Source organism: uncultured Arthrobacter sp., from assembly GCF_947495145.1.
In the GTDB taxonomy this organism is placed as follows: Bacteria; Actinomycetota; Actinomycetes; order Actinomycetales; family Micrococcaceae; genus Arthrobacter_D.
In genome coordinates this window covers 22,506-39,742 of record NZ_CANLXP010000024.1, presented here as the reverse complement: position 1 = coordinate 39,742, position 17,237 = coordinate 22,506, and the positions used below count along the sequence as shown (strand labels likewise).

Genomic DNA, 17,237 nt, shown 5'->3' with positions numbered 1-17,237 from the left:
GCTAGGCGGACCCAGTCACATGTATCGCCTTGAAGGCGACAACCGACGCACCAGTGATCTCCGCCGTCGGCTCCGTCAGCGCTACACGGACTCTGTCTACCTCTTCCGGCAGCCACACGGGAGTACCGGCAGCGAGGGGATACACGGCCACCTCGAGCACCCGCCGGTCGGTGTCCTCCGCCGGCGTGATGTCGATATCCCACACCGAGCCGTCCCAGAAGACGTCTTCCTCGCGGCCTTCAAACGACGACGCCGCGGTGTCGCCCACCAGCTCAAGGCGCAGCAGGGAGCGCACCCCTGCCTTCGCCTCACCAGTCACGCTGATGGTGTAGCGGGCGGCGTGCGCGGCGAAGTCATCGGGGAACGGCGCGGAGGCGCGTCCCGGGACGGTGACGAGCCGTGCCGGCGGTGGGGAAGCCGGAGCCGTCTGGGTGATCGTCACCTCAGCCGCCTCTGACTCTGCCTCGAACCGATGGTATGAGAACCCGTCGCCTGCCGCGCCGAGCGGAGGCATCACTGCGAGCTCGCCTGCGCTCCTCGCAAGCACTTCCAGCGACCCGTCCCGCTCGACCACCGCAGCGTCTGAAAGTACCAACCGGCGCCGACCCCGCACCGTTGGTGTCCACGCGTTCAGTGCTTGCTGCGCGGTGAGGACGAGTACGCGCAACTGTGCGCCATCGTCGTTGGTGAGAGTGATTGGCCCCGGCGCCGTATCCACGTTCTCCAGCACCCGTTCACCACTCACCTCCGTGAATGGATGACCGTCAACCGAACACCCGGCAGCTATCGCGAGGTGGGCATCGACGCCGTCGTTGGCCGTGAGCACCAGGACCGGCGGCTCCCCCTCGGCTTGAAGAACCGTCAGCACGTTGAGCGTGGCCCACCGCACGACGACACCGCCGACCTCTAGCTGCACCGGCCAGGCCATAAACTCTCCCGCCGGGATATCGACAGGCCGATGCGGGAACAGGACCCTGCTGTCTTTCAGACCGATGTCGAACTGCACGCCGGTCCGGGCGGGCAGCGGCTCATGGGGCCGGTGGTTGTTGATGAAAACGAAGCCGCTCAAGCCGTCGCTGCGCAGGGACCAGCGGAGGCCGCCGTCGTCGTCGTTCGCTGGGATGGTGGCATTCATCGCGCCGAGGCGGGAGCCGAAGGCCTCCAGGAAGGAGTGCTGGTTGCGCAGCCGGTGGAAGCTCTCCCGGAGCTGGAGGTGTGCGCCGATGGGCGCGCCGAAGTCGTAGTTCAGCTCCGGCAGGTCATTGGGGTAGCCGGTGGCATGCGATTCCTGCAGGCCCTTGCGCGGGTTGGTGCCGCCCACATACATGTAGTAGCCCTGCCAGGCCGAGCCGCTGCCGAGCTTGCAGAGCGCGACGGCGGCGATCTCCCGTGCGGTCGGCGCCGGACGCCGGTGGTAGGCCTTCGCCATACCGCCGCCGAGTTCGCAGGTGGCTGCCGGGAAATCCGGGTGTTTGGCGCCGACGACGCCGGTCCAACTCTCCCCCGCCAGATCCTTGCCGATTCCGGGATCATCCCACTGGTGGGAAAACGTGAAATGGGCCTGAAAGCTTTCGTCCCAACCCTGATCGGTGTCCACCCAGAAGCCATCCGAGTAGCCGCCGTAGAGCGGGAACACCTCGCCAACTGGAATATCCGCACTGCCCCAGGCCGTCGCCGTCCAGAGCGGGGCGAAGAGTCCGCTTTCGCGGGCGATGTCCTTGAGGGCGAGGATGTGATCGGGCTGGTCATAGATTTCGTTTTCGAGCTGGATGCCGATCACCGGGCCATCGCTGCCGCAAAGCCCGGCGACTTCCTGCCCGATCTGCCCGAACCAGGTCCTTACCGCGTCAAGGTAGCGCTGGTCGTTGGTGCGTTCGGTGTAATCCGCATTGACCACCCAGTCCGGATGGCCGCCGTTGCGAACCTCGCCATGGCACCACGGACCGAGCCGAAGGATGACCTCGAGCCCAATCTCGTGACACAACTTCACGAACGCCGCCAGGTCAAGGTCGCCCTCGAAATCCGGAGCGTCCTGCTCGTGTGGCTGGTGGTGAATCCAGAAAATGTAGGTTGCGACAACGTTGATGCCGCCGGCCTTCATCAGCCGCAGTGCATCGGCCCAGCTTTCACGCGGCTGGCGGCTGTAGTGCATTTCACCAGTGACCGGAATCCATGGTTCGCCATTCCGGAGGATGCTTCGGTTGGTGAGCGAGAAGCCGTCGCGAGTGTCGGCGTCGTTGGCCATTTGCGGGCGTGTTTCGGGAGCATCCCAACCGACGTGGGTGATCTTCAGAACGGGCATGGTCTCGACGGTAAGCGCATTCCTCGCACCGAGCAACAAAGTCAGGACTTGAGGACGTAAGCCAACAGATCGTTGAGCGTCTGCTCCATGTGCCGGTCCATCGCCAGCCGCGCCCGTTCAGCGTCACGCGAGTGCATGGCGTCCATGATGTTGGCGTGCTCGGCAAGGGCATTGATCTGTATCTGGATCACCTTCGAAGTTTGCGCGCGCCGGGCAGCAAGGATGCGGGTCAGCGGCTCAAACAGCACCGCGACGAAGACGTTCCCGGAGGCATGAAGGATCAGGTCATGGAAGGCGAGATCGGCAGCGACGAAGCGGTCGACGTCGTTCGCTTCGTGGGCAGCGCGCATCCGCTGCAGCTGTTCGTCCATCGCGGTGAGCTCTTCTGCGGTGATGCGGCTCGCGGCCAGTTCAGCGGCACCGGTTTCGAGCATGCGCCTCAGCTCAATCAGCTGTACGGCTACCGCGGCGTCGTCCTGGCCCTCGGAGGCGACGCGCAGCACCGCCTCCAGGGAGGACCACTGGTTCAGCGGGTTCACGAACGTGCCCCGTCCACGCTCCACGCGGAGGATCCGGCGCGCCACGAGGGTCTTCATCGCTTCGCGGACGGTCATGCGGCTGACCTCGTGCCGGGCGCTGAGTTCCAACTCCCCTGGCACGCCTGATCCTGGCGGGAATTCACCGGCAACGATGCGGTCGAGCAGTTCATCGGCAACAACATCGACGAGCGATTTACGTGCCATGCTCCCCTTTTCGATCAGCAGCAAGCTTACTTGCGCGCCCACATGGGCTGTGCCACACTATTCTGACGCAGATGTCTGACATCTTACAACTGTTTGTGAACAACCGCTGCTGAACAACCTTTACGAAGCCCGCTCTACACGACGGAGTGCACAGTGATCACCGAGACAAACCTCCTCGCCGCCTACCCGGCTGAGCTTGCCGTTCCCGCCGAAGCAGTGGCCCGAACCCTCGCGAACCGCATCTTCGTGGTGCTCGACGACGATCCCACCGGCACGCAATCCGTGGCGGATCTGCCGGTCCTCACCCGCTGGGAAACTGCGGACTTCACCTGGGCTTTCGGCGAGGGTAAACCGGCTGTCTACGTGCTGACGAACACCCGCAGCCTCGATCCGGAGGAAGCCGCAGCCCGCAACGAGGAAGTGGTCCGCAACGCGCTCGACGCCGCGGCACAGCTTGGATCCGACCTCCGCGTGAGCTTCGTCAGCCGAAGCGACTCCACCCTCCGGGGGCATTACCCACTGGAGCCGGACGTCATCGCCGCCACGGTTGCCGAGGCTTCCGGCGAGGTGACTGACGGCGTCGTCATCATCCCCGCCTTTCCCGACGCCGGCCGCATCACTATCGGCGGAGTGCACTACACGCGCGGAAGCGGCGACGAGCTGATCCCGGTCGCTGAGACCGAGTTCGCTCGCGATGCCACCTTCGGCTTCTCGAATTCGGAGTTGCCGAAGTATGTGGAGGAGAAGTCGGGCGGACGGTTCTCCGCGGGCGACGTGATCGTTCTTGACTTGGATATCATCCGCGCCGGTAGCGAAACCGACGACCCGACCCTCTCCGCAGCAGCCATTGCCGACAAGCTCGACCGTGCCGCGGATTCCACTCCGATCGTCGCGGACATCGTCACCGAGAACGACCTCCGCGCGCTGTCCCTCGGCCTCGCCGAGGCTGAACGCCGCGGCAAACGCCTGCTGTACCGGGTGGGCCCGCCGTTCATGCGCGCCCGCATCGGGCAGGACGTCCGCTCACCGCTCACCAGCGACGAAGCATTCGCGGGAACCAGCCCCAGCGCGGCCGGCGGCCTCATCGTCGTCGGCTCCCACGTTGGAGTGACAACGCGCCAGCTGAACCTGCTGACTAGCGAGCACAGCGCGGCACGCATTGTCGAGATCGACGTCGAACGCCTGTTCACCGGTGATTCGGACCGCTACCTCGACGAGGTTGTCGACGACGTCACCACCGCCCTCGACGGGGCCGACGTCATCGTGCACACCAGCCGCCTCCTCGTTCGCGCAGATGACCCGGCAGAGAGCCTGCGCATCGCACGCACGGTCTCAGCCGCCGTCGTCGATGTCGTCAACCGGACGCTGAAGGCGTTCCCGCCGCGCTTTGTCATCGCGAAGGGCGGCATCACCTCGTCCGATGTGGCAGCTCACGGCCTGGAAATCCGTCACGCTATTGTGCGCGGCCCCATGCTGCCGGGCATCGTCAGCCTCTGGGCACCCGTCGAGGGTCCGGCCAAGGGGATCCCCTACGTCGTCTTCGCCGGGAACGTCGGCGACGACCGTTCCCTCGCTGACGTCACGCGCAAACTCAGCACCACCTTCTGAACCGCCCTACTTCCACACGTTTCAACGGAGATACCCATGAGCACAACTGATTACCAGGTCACCGTCCTCGGCCTCGGCGCGATGGGCCTGCCGATGGCCTCCCGCCTCGCAACGCAGCTGACCGTGCACGGTTTCGATATCGCCGAGGAGCGACTCACGCTCGCGAACGACGCCGGCGTGCGCACATTCACTTCCGGACGGGATGCGACGCACGGCGCCGATGCCCTCCTGCTGGCCGTCCGCAACGGCGAGCAGCTTACGGACGTCCTGTTCGGCGAGAACGGTGTCGCCGCAGCGCTGAAGCCCGGCGCCGTCGTCATCCTCACCAGCACTGTCGGAACCGAAGCTATCCCGGGCACCGTTGAGCGGCTGACCGAGTACGGTGTCGCGCTGGTCGACGCGCCGCTGTCCGGCGGTCCGCAGCGGGCAGGTGAGGGCGACCTGCTCATCGTCGTCGGCGCGGAGCCTGCCGCGGTGGAGGCCGCGCGCCCAGTGCTCGAACTGCTGGCCTCCACACTCAGCATTGTCGGGGACAAGCCCGGTGACGGTCAGGCGCTCAAGACGGTCAACCAGCTGCTGTGCGGCGTCCACATCGCTGCGGCTGCCGAGGCAATGGCGCTTGCCGACGCACTTGGGCTCGACCAGGAGAAGACCCTCGCGGCCCTTGAAGCCGGAGCCGCGGGATCGTTCATGCTGTCCAACCGTGGGCCGCGGATTCTCGAGGCGTACACCGAGGACGGCGCCGAGGTACTGAGCCGGCTCGACATCTTCGTCAAAGACATGGGAATCGTCGGCAACGCCACCCGCAGTGCCGGGCTGGCGACGCCGGTCGCTGCCGCCGCTGAACAGCTCTACCTTCTCGGTCAGGCCCAGGGCCTTGCCACCGCGGACGATTCCGCCGTCATCCGCGTCGTTGCGCCCACCAAGCGCACGGTCTGACTTTCCCTTTCCCCCAGGCGGCTCCCGCCGTCGTCGTAGGAGTACCGCGATAGAGTCCGGGCCATCCGATAGCGTTTAATCGCTATCGGATGGCTTGATCGCTATCCCAACACCGGCGGTACGTCGGTATAAGCGCACGACGCCGGCACTTTCGCGGGTGCTTTCGTTGCGTTTTGGTCTGGTCACTCGTCCGCCCAAGCGCTACTGTTCGGAACAGTCGGCTCCTTTCCGGAGCGCTGAGGGGGAATTGTGAACTGGATCCGCGCCAACCGGTTGATCGCCGCCGGGCTTGGTATCGCCGTCGTCGGGCTTGTCCTGCTTGTCATCGCTGCCGTGGGCCAGCCGGCTCCAGCTGCGAGCTTCGGATGGTTCGCCTATGCGCCGGCCGCCGTCAATCCCGTCGTGGCGCCAGGTCCGACGGCGGGCGAGCTCTTCGGAAGGTCCTTAGCCGGGGTGGGGCTGATCCTGATTGCGGGTGCGCTCGGCTACCTTCGGGCGCGGGGTCGGGCATGAGGAAACGGTTGATGATCCTGCTGGGCTTGTCTGCCCTGCTCATACTCGGCGGGGTGTCTCTACTTTTTGGGCAGCCGTCCTCAGTGTTGACGCTGCCTACGGTGCAGTCGGAGGCCAGCATTGCGTACAACTCCGAGCTCGTTGTCGCGATTGACGACGCCGGCTCCCGGTCGGATCTGCTCGCCGTTGGCGGTGCCGTCCTGCTGCTCGGGGGCTTGATGGTCAGCGCTGCGGCATACGGCGCGCAGCTCGCGCAAAGAGGGCTTCCGGATGCTGAGTGATACGGCCCGGCGCCGGGCAATTGCGGTGCTGAGCGTCGGGGCGCTGCTGCTCGTGCTCGGGATTTTCCTCGTGGTTGCGTCGCAGCCGATCGTCGTGGAGGATTTCGCCTTTGTTCCTGAAGTGGGTGACGAGGTTTACTTCGATGCGAACGGCATGATCAGCAGCCGGCCCCAGTACCTCAACCCGGCGACCGGTGGAGTGTTGTTGGGTGCTGGTGTGGCGCTCGCGGCGGGCGTGGGCGGATTCGTCCTGGGCCGCCGTCGTTAGTTTCGTTGACGGAGCGGCAGAATCTTTCGCGGGAATAACAGGCGATTGGCGTACAATTTGTACATGACATCGGAAATGACCGTCAGCCAGGGGCGTGCGGATCTCGGCGCGGTGACTTCGCGTGCAGAGTTCGGTGGTGAGACCACTTACCTGACCAAGCACGGCCATCGCGCAGCCGCCGTTGTGCCTGCTGCTTCGGCAGAGCTGCTCGAGCAGCTTGAGGACCTACTCGACGCTCGGAGTGTCGAAACCGCGCTCGCCAACCTGACTTCGGGCAAGGACGAGCGGGTGCCGTTTGTTCGTCGTACTGGCAAGAACGCAGAGTGACATACGCGATCGAACTCCTTCGCTCGGCGGACAAATTCCTGTCCAAACTTGCGAAGGGGCAGCCGGCCGACGCGGAAAACATTGAAGAAGCCGTACTCGGCCTGGCCGAAATCCCATACCCTCCCGGTTGCAAGAATCTCAGGGGTTACTCCGGGATCTTCAGGATCAGGGTCGGCAACTACCGCGTCTGTTATCGGGTCGACGACGGCGAGTTGGTCATCCTGGTGATCGTCATCAACACGAGGGACGAGATATACAAGGAACTGCAGCGCCACCTCGGACGGTGATGGGTATGGATCAGGTTTGGATCCAGTAGCGAAGCTTTGGCCCTCCGCCGGGCAATTCCTCCAGAACGCCCCCGTTGCTTTCGATGGTTGCTTTCGACGCCAGATTGTCGGCGTCGCAGGTGAGTAATGCGCGATCAATCCCGAGTGCGCGTGCCTCGACCAGCGCCGATGCGAGAATCCGGCCGGCATACCCCCGCCCTCGGGCTCGTAACCCAACAAGAAGTCGAAGTTCTCGCGTGCCAGTTCCGACTGCGCCGCTGTCACCTCGGCTTCATCCTGCGGCGAGAGGGATCGGAGTTGCATGGTCACAGACGTTAGCAGCGACATAGCCGTCCGTCGCGCGAGCGGCCCTTGTCGGATGGGATAGGGCATGATTCCGTTGAGGTAGGGGCTGACTTCCCCTTCGTCGAGTTCCGACTCACCGAATCCATGTGGACACCGAGAGTAGGAGAAGAATCATGGCACCTAAAGAAACTTCAAAGCTGATCAAGCTAAGCCACAGTGACCAGACTGTGACACCGGAAGAGGATATTCGCAGGCTGAACGTGAAAGACAAGGACGGAGAAGACATCGGACAGGTCGATGACCTACTGATTGACGACGGCGAGAAAAAGGTCCGCTTCCTGGAGATCGCCTCCGGGGGTTTCCTGGGAATGGGTGAAGAAAAGTCCTTCATCCCGATCGACGCACTTACGCACATCGACGAGGACGTCCACATCAATCAGTCCCGCGGACATGTCGCTGGAGCGCCTGTTTACGATCCTGAACTTGTCGACCAAACCGACTTCTACGAAGACGTATACGGGTACTACGGCTACAGCCCGTTTTGGGGTGCAGGGTACATGTATCCCGCGCTCCCTCCGCGCTCAGGGCGTGCCGTTTAGTAGGAGTTCATACGCGCAAGGCTCAGGCTCCGAGGGTCGCAGTCAGCCCGTCGCCGACGAACCCGAAGCGTCGCCCTCGTCCGGGGAGCCGTCCTTGGGTACCAGCTTCAAGTGAGGGCGCTCCCGGCTCGGCCCGGAATCGAGACCGAGGGCCCTGATGCGATTGATGAGCTCAGACCGAAGCTGCTCATCCGAACCAAAGGTACGCTCCTGTTCCTCCTCAAGCACCGTCGCGTGGTGCAGGAGATTGCGTCCCGCCGGGGTGATCGACAGCTGGCCACTGGTTCCGCTCCGACCAATCAGCGCACTTCGCTCGAGTCGGTCGATCACTTTGCCGAGAGTGTCCGGACGAACACGGACCTTGCGCGCAAGCGCCGGCTGGCTCATTTGCGGTCCCTGCGACAAAACCCGGAGGACGGCGAACCCGGCAGGCGTAGTTCCCAAATCCCGGAAGTGATTGGTCTCAGTGTTTTCGGTGAGTCGTGCAGCGGTTTTTAGAAGCCGGTTAGTTGGCCATTGGGCAAAATCGTCCATAGTCATCCGGTCAGCCCGCGCTCAGAACCTGCGACCCATCGCTCCAAAGCGTCAGGCGAGGCTCGCCGTTCTCCCTGCGATCAAGTTCTGCCCGCACCTCGTCCAGGCGAACTTCCGTTTCCCAAGAGGGCAATCCATCGGCGTACTCCGCGTCCATCTGGCGCCTCAGCCTGCTGTGCACAACGTGCACTGCTTCGTCCGTCAGACTCTCCAGGTCCTCTGGCAACGGGGTGCTCGGCGTCAATCTGAATTTGCTATTCATTGCAACTCCTCCATAGACACGATCCGCCTCAAGGGAATTAGAAGCATACCGAAATGAAAAAGTAATGCAATCCCCGTTGCTTCAATCACATTGCAATAACAGGTCGAGGCGATGCCGACCGTTAGACTCCAGCAATGCGTGCAGTAGTCATTGATCAGGTGAAGGGGAAGCCGGAAGTCCGGGAAGTTCCTACTCCGACGGCGGTGCCCGGCGGCGTCGTCGTCAAGGTGATGGCGACGGGTCTGTGCCGCAGCGACTGGCACGCTTGGGCCGGTCATGAGGACATTTCGTTCCCACATGTGCCCGGCCACGAACTTGCCGGCGTCGTGGTGGAGGTGGGCGCCGACGTCGTTCGCTGGAAAGTCGGTGACCGGGTGACGGTTCCCTTCGTATGCGGCTGCGGCCAGTGCGAATGGTGCCTGTCCGGGAACGCGCAGGTTTGCCCCAACCAACAGCAGCCCGGCTTCACGCACTGGGGATCGTTCGCCGAGTACGTCGCTCTGCATGCTGCCGATACCAATCTGGTGGCCATCCCGGAGCGGACCGATTTCGCAACGGCGGCGAGCCTGGGCTGCCGGTTCGCGACGGCGTATCGCGCATTGGTCGGCCGCGCTCGAGTCAAGCCGGGCGAGTGGGTAACTGTGATCGGTGCCGGAGGTGTCGGCCTGAGCGTCGTGATGATCGCAAACGCCATAGGCGCACGGGTGATTGCGGTGGACCGGAACCAGGAAGCCCTCGCCGTCGCGTCAAGGCTGGGCGCAGAGCACACTCTGACGGCCGATGGCGATACGGACATTCCTGCGGCGGTCACCGACCTGACCGAGGGCGGCAGCCACGTCGCGGTTGATGCCGTCGGCAGCGAGCAGACCTGCGCGGACGCGATCCTGAGTCTGCGCCGTCGGGGCAGGCATGTGCAGATTGGGCTGCTGCCACCTGTTGAGGGCAATCCGCGCGTCCCTATGGCACGGGTCATCGCCTGGGAGCTGGATGTGCTCGGCAGCCACGGCATGGCGGCCGCTGACTACCCGGGCATGATGGCGTTGATCGAGCAGGGTGCGCTACGGCCTGATCTGCTCATCGAACGCATCGTCGGGCTCAGCGAGGCGGCTTCCCTGTTGCCGGGGTTCGACGGGGCGAAACCTGCGGGGATGACGATCATCGATCCCAGGCGCTGAGAGCGAACAGGACAGTTCCCTACGCCTGGTTGCTCACCAGCCCCGGCTTGGAGTCGCCTCCCGCCTGCACACCCGCGAAGAACGCACCCAGTTCCGCCGTTGCGGTCAGCGGCAAGACGTTCGCCACATACTGGTCCGGACGGACGACAACGACGACGCCTCCCCGATCCAGCCCGCGCAACTCGAAGATGTCCTCGGCCGGATCTACGCCGAAAACCTTCTCCAGATAGTCGAGCTTGAACGGTCCCACCTGCGGCTTGAAAACACCGTGCACCGCGTTGATGTCGATGGTCTGGTGATCCTGCTGGTAGATCACCTTCACGTCGTACCAGGCATCGCGATCCGCGCCCTCCGGTGTTGCCGCCAGCGGAGACTCAGGCGACTTCGCAAGCCACTCGGCGAAATCCGCGGCCTTTGACGGACTACCCGGCAGCGGCTCGTCCGCAAAGACGTAGATCCGCCAGCGTCCGTCCGCCGTCGCGTGGTGGCCGAGATGAAGCGGGTTGGTGTCGCACACCCGGACCACCGGCGCTGATTTGAAGCGCTTGCCGACGGGGAAGCCGGTCGCCAGCTCCTGATGCGTTGCCCCGGCAACAATCATGGACGGGGAGTACTCGGTCATGAACCCCGCGGGAAATTCCATGGTTCGCACGTAAAAGCTCTCGAGTTCAGTTGGATCCTCGAACTCCTCGGGCTTCTTCGCCATAAGGGTGGACCACTGCTTGTCGAAGTCGATCAAGTTCTTCGCAACCACCTGGCGTTCGGCCGAGTAGGTGGACAGCAGGCTCTCCGGGCTTCGGCCTTCCAGCACGTGACCAAGCTTCCAGGCAATGTTGAAACCGTCCTGCATGGAGACGTTCATGCCCTGGCCGGCCTTGGCACTATGGGTGTGACAGGCGTCGCCGGTGATGAAAACGCGCGGAGTGCGCGTGCCGATGTCGCCCGGAAGAACGTCGTCGAATCTGTCCGTGAGCCGGTGCCCCACTTCATACACGCTGTGCCAGGCGATGTTCCGGACATCAAGCGTATAGGGGTGGAGGATGGCGTTTGCCTTCTCGATCATCTCGTCCGTCGTGGTGCTGCGGATATCACCCTTGGTGTGCGCGGTAACCTCCCCCAGATCCACGTACATGCGGAATAGGTGACCGCCCTCGCGCGGAATAAGCAGGATGCTGCCGCCGTGGCCGGACTGGATGGCGCATTTCAGCCGGATGTCCGGGAAATCGGTAACGGCGAGCGCATCCATGACTCCCCACGCGTGGTTCGCCGCGTCCCCAGCAAGCGTGCAGCCGATCGCCTTGCGGACCTTACTGCGCGCTCCATCCGCTCCGATCACATACTTTGCCCGGACCGTGCGCTCCTGCCCCTCCCGGGGGCCGGTCGTGTGGAGCAGCGTGACGTTGACCGGATATTCACCTTCGTTGGAGACCTCAAGGCCCTGGAAGTCGAATCCGTAGTCCGGTGTCATCCGCGTTGGCGCGTTTGCCATGAACTCAGCGAAGTAGTCCAGGACGCGGGCCTGGTTGACGATGAGGTGCGGAAATTCGCTGATACCGGTGGGGTCATCGACCGGGCGGGCGGTCCGGATAATGTGCGAGGGGTCGGAAGGGTCCGGCTTCCAGAACGCCATCTCCGTGATGCGGTACGCCTCAGCAATGATGCGCTCGGCAAACCCGAAAGCCTGGAAAGTTTCAACGCTGCGGGCCTGAATTCCGTCCGCCTGTCCGATGGCGAGCCTGCCCGGACGGCGCTCCACAAGGCGGGTGGTGATATTTGGGAACTGGGACAGCTGTGCGGCGGCCAGCATGCCGGCCGGACCGCTGCCGACGATCAGCACGTCGACCTCATCGGGCAGCTCCTCCGACCGGTTGAGCCCGACGCCGGCAGCCGCCTGAACCCGCGGGTCACCGGATACGTAACCGTGATGGTGGAAGTGCACTTAGCTTTCCTCACTCACTTCTGTGTGGGTCTCTTCGAGATAGCGTCGCCCAATGAGTGTGTTCAGTATTTGAACACCGTTTTCTATAATTGAATGGCAGTGCAGAAACTCTACGATGCTTATGACGTAGAACACAACAGCCCTTCAATGAAGCATGCTGGGGTGGTTGACGTGCTCCGCCTCACAACCCATACTTATCGTATACGATTTCGTACATTGCGCCGGTGCAGGCCCAGTCAGGAGTAAACGGTATGACGACGGAGTCCCGGATCCACGACGCGAGCGCCGAGCTGCTAGCTGCCACCCGCAAAGTCGTCGCCGTCCACATCAACTATCCGAGCCGTGCCGCCCAGCGGGGGCGCACACCGCAGCAACCGTCCTACTTCCTCAAGCCGCCGTCGTCGCTCGCGTTGGGGTCCCCCGAAGCGCCGGGAGTCGTCGAGCGGCCGCTGGGCTGCGAATTGCTCGGTTACGAGGGCGAAGTTGCGCTCATCATCGGCAGGCAGGCACGCAGGGTGACCCTCGAAAATGCGTGGAGCCACGTCAAGTGGGTTACCGCTGCCAATGATCTCGGTGTCTACGATCTCCGCTACGCAGACAAGGGCTCCAACGTCCGGTCAAAGGGCGGCGATGGATTCACACCCGTCGGGCCGCAGCTGATCCCGGCTCACGACGTCGAACCAACTGACATGCGCATCCGCACCTGGCACAACGGTGAGCTCGTGCAGGACGACACCACTGAAGATCTCCTCTTCCCGTTCGCCCAGCTCGTTGCCGATCTGTCCCAGCTCCTCACCCTCGAGGAAGGCGACATTATTCTTACCGGCACCCCGGCCGGCGCGTCGGTTGCCCAGCCCGGAGACCTCGTCGAAATCGAGGTCACCGCAGGCAGTTACAGCAGCGGCAAGCTCACCACCCGTGTGGTCGAGGGAACAACGCCGTTCGCCGACTTCGGCGCGCAACCCAAGACGGACGACGCCCAGCGCGAAGAGGCGTACGGATCCCGCGAAGCGGCCGGGCTGAAACCGAGCGTGCAGGCACTGACCCCGGAGCTGAAGAAGAAGCTCGAGAGCGTTGCCACCGCCACCCTGTCCTCCCAGTTGCGCAAGCGGGGACTGAACAACGTGAGCATTGACGGCCTGCAATCTACCCGCCCCGACCGCCGCGTGGTGGGCCTGGCCCGCACTCTCCGCTACGTCCCCAACCGGGAGGATCTCTTCAAAACCCACGGGGGCGGTTTCAATGCGCAGAAGCGTGCTATCGACTCAGTGAACGACGGCGAAATCATCGTTATGGAGGCACGCGGCGAGAAGGGCACGGGAACAGTGGGCGACGTCCTTGCCCTTCGCGCTCAGGTGCGCGGCGCGGCAGCGATCATCACGGACGGCGGGGTCCGGGACTTCTCGGCCGTCGCTGATCTCGAGATGCCCACGTACTTTGCGAACCCCCACCCCGCGGTTCTGGGCCGGCGTCACATCCCGTGGGACACGGACATCACCATTGCGTGCGGCGGCGCCACCGTCCAGCCCGGAGACATCATCGTGGCTGATTCCGACGGGATCATTGTGATTCCCCCGGCTCTTGCCGGCGAGCTCGCGGATGACTCCATCCAGCAGGAGAAGGAGGAGACTTTCATCTTCGAGATGGTCCAACAGGGCCACAGCGTCGATGGACTCTTCCCGATGAACGCCGAATGGAAGGCCAAGTACCAGCAGCGGGCTGACTCACCGCCGGAAGGAGCATCCGGTGGTTGATATCGCCTTTGGACCTTCCGTCGTCGTGCAGACTGCCGGTGACACGAAGCCCGGCAGCAAGTCCGAGCAGGCCTATACCTCCATCAAGGCGCGCATCGTCGAGGGCGTCTTCTCTCCCGGCTACCGGCTGGTACTGGCGAAGATCGCCGAAGATCTCGGCTTCAGCGTGGTGCCGGTACGGGAGGCGATCCGCCGCCTCGAAGCCGAAGGGCTGGTGAAGTTCGAACGCAACATCGGCGCCACCGTCTCCGGGATCGATCCGACCGAGTACCTCTATACGATGCAGACCCTGAGCATTGTGGAGGGCGCTGCCACAGCCCTGTCCGCACCGTTCATTGATTCCGCAGCCATAGCCCGGGCACGTGCTGTGAACGAGGAGATGCGTGAGTGCCTGGACCACTTCGACCCGGTCCGCTTCACCACGCTCAACCAGGACTTCCACAGCGTCCTGTTCGAGCAGTGCCCCAATCCGCACATCCTCGATCTGGTTCACCGCGGCTGGAACCGGCTGGCATCGCTCCGGTCGTCCACCTTCCGGTTTGTGCCCGGGCGCGCACGGGAATCTGTGCGTGAACACGAAGGTTTGCTCCAGCTCATCGAGAACAACGCCGGCGCGGAGGCCATCGAACAGGCCGCTCGCCGACACCGCTCCGCCACCCTCGACGCCTACCTCGCGCAAGCGTCCGCACTTACCGAATAAGCCCCAGTAGTCAGGAAGAGAAACGATGACGTCCACTGTCCCTGAAGCAAACGCAGCAACCGCGCACTACGTGCCGAAGGACCTGCCCACCCACATCCAGCACTACATCAACGGAAAGTTCGTCGATTCCGTCAGCGGCAAGACCTTCGACGTGCTGGACCCGGTGTCCAACAACAACTACGCCACCGCGGCAGCCGGACAGAAAGAAGACATTGATCTTGCGGTGGCTGCGGCCCGCGACGCCTTTATCCATGGCCCGTGGCCCAAAATGAAGCCCCGCGAACGCGCCCGCGTCCTGAACAGGATTGCTGATGCGGTCGAGGCGCAGGAATCACGGCTCGCCGAACTCGAGACGTTCGACACCGGCCTCCCCATCACCCAGGCGAAGGGCCAGGCCCTGCGGGCAGCGGAGAACTTCCGCTTCTTTGCAGACCTCATCGTTGCCCAGTTCGACGACGCGATGAAGGTCCCCGGATCCCAGATCAACTACATCAACCGGAAGCCCATCGGTGTTGCCGGCCTGATCACGCCGTGGAACACCCCGTTCATGCTCGAATCCTGGAAACTCGCCCCGGCACTGGCCACCGGCAACACCGTTGTTCTCAAGCCGGCGGAGTTCACCCCGCTCTCGGCTTCCCTGTGGGCCCAGATCTTCAAGGACGCCGGCCTCCCCGACGGCGTCTTCAACCTCGTCAACGGCCTTGGCGAAGAAGCAGGTGACGCGCTGGTCAAGCACCCTGAGGTCCCGCTGATTTCCTTCACCGGAGAGACCACCACCGGGCAGATAATCTTCCGCAACGCCGCGGAGAACCTCAAGGGTCTTTCGATGGAGCTCGGCGGCAAGTCCCCCTGCGTCGTTTTTGCCGACGCCGACCTCGACGCCGCCCTCGACTCCGCACTGTTCGGCGTCTTCTCCCTCAACGGCGAGCGCTGCACGGCAGGATCCCGCATCCTCGTGGAGCGGGCGATTTACGACGAATTCTGCGAGAAGTACGCCGCCCGCGCAAAGACCATCGTCGTCGGCGATCCGCACGATCCCAAAACGCAGGTCGGCGCGCTGGTGCATCCCAAACACTACGAGAAGGTCGCTTCCTATGTGGAGATCGGCAAGTCCGAGGGTCGGCTCCTCGCCGGCGGCGGGCGTCCCGAGCACCTGCCCGAAGGCAACTACATAGCGCCGACGGTCTTCGCCGACGTCGCGCCCGACGCACGGATCTTCCAGGAAGAAATCTTCGGTCCAGTGGTCGCAATCACTCCCTTCGACAACGACGACGAAGCGCTGGCTCTAGCGAACAACACCCGTTACGGGCTCGCCGCCTACATCTGGACGCAGAACCTGACCCGCGCGCACAACTTCTCCCAGAACGTGGAGGCCGGCATGGTCTGGCTCAACAGCCACAACGTCCGGGACCTCCGCACGCCGTTCGGCGGAGTGAAGGCCTCCGGCCTGGGCCATGAGGGCGGTTACCGCTCGATCGACTTCTACACCGATCAGCAGGCAGTACACATCACGCTGGGCAAGGTCCACACGCCGAAGTTCGGCAGCATCGAAGACTCCGCCGCCAACGAGGGCTAAGCACTTTCCTTTCCTGCTCAAAGAAGAGAGAACGCCATGACCAATTTTGTTCCGACCCCCACCGTCCCTGCCCCGGACATCGTGCGCTGCGCCTATATGGAGATTGTTGTCACTGATCTTGCCCGGTCGCGGGAGTTCTACGTCGATGTTCTCGGACTGCACGTCACCGAGGAAGACGAGAACAACATTTACCTTCGCCCGCTGGAGGAGTTCATTCACCACAACCTGGTGCTGCGCAAGGGACCGGTCGCCGCCGTCGCCGCTTTCGCCTACCGTGTGAAGTCCCCTGCGGAGGTGGACGCCGCCGAGGCGTACTACAAGGAGCTGGGCTGCCGGACCGAGCGCCGGAAGGAAGGCTTCACGAAGGGCATCGGTGACTCAGTCCGCGTTGAGGATCCGCTGGGCTTCCCGTATGAGTTCTTCTACGACGTGGAGCACGTGGAGCGCCTGACCCAGCGTTACGACCTCTACTCTGCCGGCGAGCTGGTGCGGCTGGACCACTTCAACCAGGTCACCCCTGACGTGCCCCGCGGGCGCAAGTACCTCGAAGACCTCGGCTTCCGGGTTTCCGAAGACATCAAGGACTCCGACGGCGTCACGTATGCGGCGTGGATGCACCGCAAGCAAACCGTGCATGACACCGCCCTGACCGGCGGCAACGGCCCCCGCATGCACCACGTTGCCTTCGCCACCCATGAGAAGCACAACATCATCCAGATCTGCGACAAGATGGGCGCACTGCGCATCAGCGACCGGATTGAGCGCGGCCCGGGACGCCACGGTGTCTCCAACGCGCTTTACCTCTACATCCTGGATCCCGACGGCCACCGCATCGAGATCTACACCCAGGACTATTACACGGGAGATCCGGACAACCCGACCATCACCTGGGACGTCCACGACAACCAGCGCCGCGACTGGTGGGGCAACCCGGTCGTGCCGTCCTGGTACACCGAGGCCTCCCTCGTCCTGGACCTCGACGGCAATCCGCAACCCGTCATCGAGCGTGAGGAGAAGAGCGAGATGGCCGTTACCGTAGGTGCCGACGGGTTCTCCTACACCCGAAAGCAGGACGACGGCGGCGGCGTGGGCTCAGCAGCTGAGGGCCAGCAGCAGGGCTTCAAGCTGGGAGCGCAGCTGTAGCC

The 17,237-nt window shown here is 63.7% G+C and carries 18 protein-coding genes and 1 pseudogene; 13 read left to right on the top strand and 6 right to left on the bottom strand.

Annotated elements, in window-relative coordinates; all coding sequences use genetic code 11:
- Position 1: 1 nt before the first annotated feature.
- Positions 2 to 2,302, bottom strand: a complete 2,301-nt coding sequence (locus Q0877_RS14860; protein WP_299169198.1) for a beta-galactosidase — start codon at positions 2,300 to 2,302, stop codon at positions 2 to 4.
- A 41-nt stretch (positions 2,303 to 2,343) separates the two neighbouring features.
- Positions 2,344 to 3,045 (bottom strand): FadR/GntR family transcriptional regulator, encoded by a 702-nt coding sequence (locus tag Q0877_RS14855; RefSeq protein WP_299169195.1) that lies wholly within the window; start codon positions 3,043 to 3,045, stop codon positions 2,344 to 2,346.
- Positions 3,046 to 3,198: 153 nt separating this feature from the next.
- Here Q0877_RS14855 and Q0877_RS14850 point away from each other — a divergent pair, with 153 nt between their 5' ends.
- From Q0877_RS14850 to Q0877_RS14820, 7 genes are all read left to right on the top strand, one after another.
- Entirely contained in the window at positions 3,199 to 4,653 is a 1,455-nt protein-coding gene (locus Q0877_RS14850; RefSeq protein WP_299169193.1) for a four-carbon acid sugar kinase family protein, read from the top strand.
- A gap of 36 nt (positions 4,654 to 4,689) precedes the next feature.
- Positions 4,690 to 5,592: an NAD(P)-dependent oxidoreductase gene (locus Q0877_RS14845; protein ID WP_299169192.1), complete on the top strand. Its 903-nt coding sequence runs from the start codon at positions 4,690 to 4,692 to the stop codon at positions 5,590 to 5,592.
- Positions 5,593 to 5,841: 249 nt separating this feature from the next.
- On the top strand, positions 5,842 to 6,105 hold the full coding sequence (locus tag Q0877_RS14840; protein ID WP_299169191.1) for a hypothetical protein: 264 nt from the start codon (positions 5,842 to 5,844) through the stop codon (positions 6,103 to 6,105).
- On the top strand, positions 6,102 to 6,386 hold the full coding sequence (locus Q0877_RS14835; RefSeq protein ID WP_299169190.1) for a hypothetical protein: 285 nt from the start codon (positions 6,102 to 6,104) through the stop codon (positions 6,384 to 6,386). The genes Q0877_RS14840 and Q0877_RS14835 overlap by 4 nt, the downstream gene beginning before the upstream one ends.
- Complete coding sequence (locus Q0877_RS14830) at positions 6,376 to 6,654, top strand: hypothetical protein (RefSeq protein ID WP_299169188.1); 279 nt, start codon at positions 6,376 to 6,378, stop codon at positions 6,652 to 6,654. Before Q0877_RS14835 ends, Q0877_RS14830 begins: the two co-directional genes overlap by 11 nt.
- Positions 6,655 to 6,717: 63 nt before the next feature.
- Positions 6,718 to 6,981 carry a type II toxin-antitoxin system prevent-host-death family antitoxin gene (locus Q0877_RS14825; protein WP_299169187.1) on the top strand — a complete coding sequence of 88 codons (264 nt, stop codon included), beginning with the start codon at positions 6,718 to 6,720 and terminating at the stop codon, positions 6,979 to 6,981.
- A complete protein-coding gene (locus tag Q0877_RS14820; RefSeq protein ID WP_299169186.1) occupies positions 6,978 to 7,268 on the top strand; it encodes a type II toxin-antitoxin system RelE/ParE family toxin in 291 nt (96 codons plus the stop codon). Before Q0877_RS14825 ends, Q0877_RS14820 begins: the two co-directional genes overlap by 4 nt.
- A gap of 10 nt (positions 7,269 to 7,278) precedes the next feature.
- On the opposite strand, the pseudogene Q0877_RS17135 reads toward Q0877_RS14820, so the two are convergent.
- Positions 7,279 to 7,485: pseudogene (locus Q0877_RS17135) on the bottom strand (GNAT family N-acetyltransferase); the annotation flags it as partial.
- Positions 7,486 to 7,726: 241 nt separating this feature from the next.
- On the opposite strand from Q0877_RS17135, the gene Q0877_RS14815 reads away from it, so the two are divergent.
- Positions 7,727 to 8,152: a PRC-barrel domain-containing protein gene (locus tag Q0877_RS14815; protein WP_299169183.1), complete on the top strand. Its 426-nt coding sequence runs from the start codon at positions 7,727 to 7,729 to the stop codon at positions 8,150 to 8,152.
- Between the two features lie 42 nt (positions 8,153 to 8,194).
- On the opposite strand, the gene Q0877_RS14810 is transcribed toward Q0877_RS14815, so the two are convergent.
- Complete coding sequence (locus Q0877_RS14810; protein WP_299169221.1) at positions 8,195 to 8,686, bottom strand: MarR family winged helix-turn-helix transcriptional regulator; 492 nt, start codon at positions 8,684 to 8,686, stop codon at positions 8,195 to 8,197.
- 10 nt (positions 8,687 to 8,696) lie between these two features.
- Positions 8,697 to 8,948 (bottom strand): hypothetical protein, encoded by a 252-nt coding sequence (locus Q0877_RS14805; protein ID WP_299169181.1) that lies wholly within the window; start codon positions 8,946 to 8,948, stop codon positions 8,697 to 8,699.
- Between the two features lie 134 nt (positions 8,949 to 9,082).
- Here Q0877_RS14805 and Q0877_RS14800 point away from each other — a divergent pair, with 134 nt between their 5' ends.
- Complete coding sequence (locus Q0877_RS14800) at positions 9,083 to 10,123, top strand: zinc-dependent alcohol dehydrogenase family protein (RefSeq protein WP_299169179.1); 1,041 nt, start codon at positions 9,083 to 9,085, stop codon at positions 10,121 to 10,123.
- A gap of 19 nt (positions 10,124 to 10,142) precedes the next feature.
- Here Q0877_RS14800 and Q0877_RS14795 read toward each other — a convergent pair whose 3' ends face one another.
- A complete protein-coding gene (locus tag Q0877_RS14795; RefSeq protein ID WP_299169177.1) occupies positions 10,143 to 12,062 on the bottom strand; it encodes an FAD-binding monooxygenase in 1,920 nt (639 codons plus the stop codon).
- 251 nt (positions 12,063 to 12,313) lie between these two features.
- Between Q0877_RS14795 and Q0877_RS14790 the strand changes: the two genes are divergently transcribed.
- The 4 genes from Q0877_RS14790 to hpaD are packed head-to-tail and all read left to right on the top strand — an operon-like array spanning position 12,314 to position 17,235.
- On the top strand, positions 12,314 to 13,816 hold the full coding sequence (locus Q0877_RS14790; RefSeq protein ID WP_299169175.1) for a fumarylacetoacetate hydrolase family protein: 1,503 nt from the start codon (positions 12,314 to 12,316) through the stop codon (positions 13,814 to 13,816).
- 1 nt (position 13,817) lies between these two features.
- Complete coding sequence (locus Q0877_RS14785) at positions 13,818 to 14,516, top strand: GntR family transcriptional regulator (RefSeq protein ID WP_299169219.1); 699 nt, start codon at positions 13,818 to 13,820, stop codon at positions 14,514 to 14,516.
- 25 nt (positions 14,517 to 14,541) lie between these two features.
- Positions 14,542 to 16,092, top strand: a complete 1,551-nt coding sequence (gene hpaE, locus Q0877_RS14780; protein ID WP_299169173.1) for a 5-carboxymethyl-2-hydroxymuconate semialdehyde dehydrogenase — start codon at positions 14,542 to 14,544, stop codon at positions 16,090 to 16,092.
- Positions 16,093 to 16,128: 36 nt separating this feature from the next.
- The gene (gene hpaD / locus Q0877_RS14775; protein ID WP_299169170.1) at positions 16,129 to 17,235 is read left to right on the top strand and encodes a 3,4-dihydroxyphenylacetate 2,3-dioxygenase; all 1,107 of its coding nucleotides are present in this window, start codon (positions 16,129 to 16,131) and stop codon (positions 17,233 to 17,235) included.
- Positions 17,236 to 17,237: the final 2 nt, after the last annotated feature.

Coding starts and splice junctions, on each gene's coding strand:
- Q0877_RS14860 (WP_299169198.1), bottom strand. CDS start 2,302: ATGCCCGTTCTGAAGATCACCCACGTCGGTTGGGATGCTCCCGAAACA.
- Q0877_RS14855 (WP_299169195.1), bottom strand. CDS start 3,045: ATGGCACGTAAATCGCTCGTCGATGTTGTTGCCGATGAACTGCTCGAC.
- Q0877_RS14845 (WP_299169192.1), top strand. CDS start 4,690: ATGAGCACAACTGATTACCAGGTCACCGTCCTCGGCCTCGGCGCGATG.
- Q0877_RS14835 (WP_299169190.1), top strand. CDS start 6,102: ATGAGGAAACGGTTGATGATCCTGCTGGGCTTGTCTGCCCTGCTCATA.
- Q0877_RS14830 (WP_299169188.1), top strand. CDS start 6,376: ATGCTGAGTGATACGGCCCGGCGCCGGGCAATTGCGGTGCTGAGCGTC.
- Q0877_RS14825 (WP_299169187.1), top strand. CDS start 6,718: ATGACATCGGAAATGACCGTCAGCCAGGGGCGTGCGGATCTCGGCGCG.
- Q0877_RS14815 (WP_299169183.1), top strand. CDS start 7,727: ATGGCACCTAAAGAAACTTCAAAGCTGATCAAGCTAAGCCACAGTGAC.
- Q0877_RS14810 (WP_299169221.1), bottom strand. CDS start 8,686: ATGGACGATTTTGCCCAATGGCCAACTAACCGGCTTCTAAAAACCGCT.
- Q0877_RS14805 (WP_299169181.1), bottom strand. CDS start 8,948: ATGAATAGCAAATTCAGATTGACGCCGAGCACCCCGTTGCCAGAGGAC.
- Q0877_RS14800 (WP_299169179.1), top strand. CDS start 9,083: ATGCGTGCAGTAGTCATTGATCAGGTGAAGGGGAAGCCGGAAGTCCGG.
- Q0877_RS14790 (WP_299169175.1), top strand. CDS start 12,314: ATGACGACGGAGTCCCGGATCCACGACGCGAGCGCCGAGCTGCTAGCT.
- hpaE (WP_299169173.1), top strand. CDS start 14,542: ATGACGTCCACTGTCCCTGAAGCAAACGCAGCAACCGCGCACTACGTG.
- hpaD (WP_299169170.1), top strand. CDS start 16,129: ATGACCAATTTTGTTCCGACCCCCACCGTCCCTGCCCCGGACATCGTG.